The organism is Achromobacter sp. 2789STDY5608615 (assembly GCF_001298995.1).
GTDB classification, from domain to species: domain Bacteria; phylum Pseudomonadota; class Gammaproteobacteria; order Burkholderiales; family Burkholderiaceae_B; genus Achromobacter; species Achromobacter insuavis.
In genome coordinates, this window is sequence record NZ_CYTY01000033.1 from 4,366 (window position 1) to 6,875 (window position 2,510).

Below are 2,510 nucleotides of genomic sequence, written 5' to 3' on the forward strand. Positions count from 1 at the left end.
CGGGGGGGGGGGCGGGGCGCGCGTGAACGGGCAGCCCGGATAATGAGAATGATCCGCAATTCTATAACTAGGGAAAGCGGCCCCGCAAGGCGAGGGGCGCGCGTCCCTTGTCTGCTTTCAGGCATCCCTCGCCCGCCTTTATGGCGCCACGGTCATTCCTGCGCGCGCCACGACTTGCGCCGCCGCGCCCGCGGCTTGGGGACCACGCCGATGCGCGGGTCGCGCGCCAACGCCAACTCCACCAGCCGGGCCGCGACGCTTTCGAAGGCCTCGTCGGTCTGCGGCAGATACAGCCACTTGCCCAGCACCGGATGCGGCAGCAGGCTTGGCAGCTCGGCCAGCAGCGCCGCATGGCGGTCCTGCGAGGAACACACCAGCACGCCGCTGAAGGGTTCCTCGCGGTCGGCCACCACCAGGTACAAGGCGCCGTCCAGGTAGGCGGCGTCGCAGCCGAACATCTTGCGGTGCAGGTAGCCGGCGTCGCGCTCGATGGGGTCGAGGATCCACAGCAGCGAATTGACGCGGGCGGCGCGGCGCCGGGCGGGGGGCTGGAACGGGTCGGGGCGGCGGGACATGGCGAAGGCGTGATGCGTGAACACGGGGGCTGGGTCAGACGATAGCCGATCCTCGGGACGGCCGCCCCGCGTCCGCACAAAGCAGATATGCGATCCCGCGCATAGCGCCGCCGCCGGCCCGCGCCTACCATGCTGCAAACACAAAAACCCCCAGGGTGGAGACAGCATGAGAATGGCAAGTGCGCTGACCGCGGTCAGCCTGTGGCTCGGTGCGGGCCTGATATCGGCGGCCGTGGCGGCCGGGGCCTATCCCGACCGGCCGGTCAAACTGATCGTGCCGTTCCCGGCCGGCGGGGCCACCGACCTGATGGCGCGCTCGCTGGCGCAGGGCCTGGGCGAAAAGCTCGGCCAGACCGTCGTGGTGGAGAACCGCGGCGGGGCCGGCGGCGCGATTGGCGCCGAGGCCGTGGCCACCGCCGCGCCCGACGGCTACACGCTGCTGTACTCGACCATGGGCGTGCTGACCATCAACCCGTCGCTGTACCCCAAGCTGCGCTACGACCCGCAGCGCAGCTTCGCGCCGGTGTCGCTGACCAACCTGACTTCCAATCTGCTGGTGGTCAACCCCGCGCTGAAGGTCGATTCGGTGGCCGCGCTGGCCGAACTGGCGCGGCAGCGGCCGGGCGAGCTGACCTTCAGCTCCTCGGGCAACGGCACCACCAGCCACCTGGCGGGCGAGATGTTCAAGACGGCGACGCATGCCGACATCCGCCACATTCCCTACAAGGGCACCTCGGGCGCCATCAACGACTTCCTGGCCGGCCGCATCTCGATGATGATCGACACCTCGTCCAACTTCATCGAGCAGGTCAGGCAGGGCAAGGTGCGGGCGCTGGCCGTGACCAGCCGCCAGCGGCTGGCGGCGCTGCCCGATGTGCCATCGATGTCGGAGACGCCGGGGTTCGAGGACTACGAAGTCAGCCTGTGGTCCGGCGTGCTGGCGCCGGCGGGCACGCCGCGCGCGATCATCGATCGGCTGAACGCCGATATCGAGGCGGTGATGACCGCGCCGCAGATGGTCGAGCGCATGGCCGGCTACGGCATCCAGACCACCCACAGCACGCCCGAAGCCTTCGCCGAACGCATCCGCGTCGATACGGCGAAATGGGCGCGCATCATCGAACAGTCCGGCGCGCGCGCCGATTGAGGCCACGGCCCGGCTCGCGGCCCGCCCGGCGGCCGGGCCCCTGGAAGGAAATCCCATGCGATTGATGCTTCGATCCCTGTTGGCGACGGTGGCCCTGTCCGTCGGCGCCGCGTCCGCGGCGGCGGCCTATCCCGACCGACCCGTCATCCTGGTCAATCCCTATGCCGCCGGCGGCCCCGCCGACGTGGTGGCGCGCAGCCTGGCGCGGGCGCTGGAAAAGCGCCTGGGCCAGCCGGTGGTGGTGGAGAACAAGGCCGGCGGCGGCGCCTCCATCGGCACCGGCTTCGTGGCGCGCGCCAAGCCGGACGGCTACACGCTGCTGCTGGGCACCTCGGCCGGCCATGTGGTCACGCCGCTGATGCAGAAGACCGCGTACGACGGCGTCAAGGGCTTCGCCTTCTGCTCGGTGGTGGCGGTGCAGCCCATCATGCTGGTGGTCAATCCGTCGCGCGGCATCCGCTCGGTGGCCGAGCTGATCGCCCGCGCCAAGGCCGAACCCGGCAAGTGGAGCTACGGCTCGGCCGGCGTGGGCGGCGCCACGCACCTGGGCGCCGAGCTGTTCCAGCAGGTCGCCGGGGTGCAGCTGAACCATATTCCCTATGCCGGCGCCTCGCCCGCCATCAACGACGTGGTCGGCGGCCAGACCGACCTGGCCATGCTGAATCTGTCGGCCAGCCTGCCGTTCATCCGCCAGGGGCGCTTGCTGGCGCTGGCCTATGCGTCGGACAAGCGTTCGCCGCTGCTGCCGGACGTGCCGACGCTGGCCGAGGCCGGCGTGGCGGGCGCGG

Annotated in this window: 3 protein-coding genes; 2 read left to right on the forward strand and 1 reads right to left on the reverse strand. The window is 70.8% G+C overall.

The annotated features are described in order from the left end of the window. Positions 1-152: 152 nt before the first annotated feature. On the reverse strand, positions 153-575 hold the full coding sequence (locus tag AOZ49_RS23690) for a hypothetical protein (RefSeq protein ID WP_054478152.1): 423 nt from the start codon (positions 573-575) through the stop codon (positions 153-155). 166 nt (positions 576-741) lie between these two features. On the opposite strand from AOZ49_RS23690, the gene AOZ49_RS23695 reads away from it, so the two are divergent. Next, the gene (locus AOZ49_RS23695) at positions 742-1,722 is read left to right on the forward strand and encodes a Bug family tripartite tricarboxylate transporter substrate binding protein (RefSeq protein WP_054478057.1); all 981 of its coding nucleotides are present in this window, start codon (positions 742-744) and stop codon (positions 1,720-1,722) included. Positions 1,723-1,786: 64 nt separating this feature from the next. Next, the coding region (locus tag AOZ49_RS23700) for a tripartite tricarboxylate transporter substrate binding protein (protein ID WP_054478153.1) at positions 1,787-2,510 on the forward strand (724 nt) is incomplete at its 3' end.

What these genes read in the sequence shown, in the direction of transcription:
- AOZ49_RS23690 (WP_054478152.1), bottom strand. Translation starts at nt 575, where the DNA reads ATGTCCCGCCGCCCCGACCCGTTCCAGCCCCCCGCCCGGCGCCGCGCC.
- AOZ49_RS23695 (WP_054478057.1), top strand. Translation starts at nt 742, where the DNA reads ATGAGAATGGCAAGTGCGCTGACCGCGGTCAGCCTGTGGCTCGGTGCG.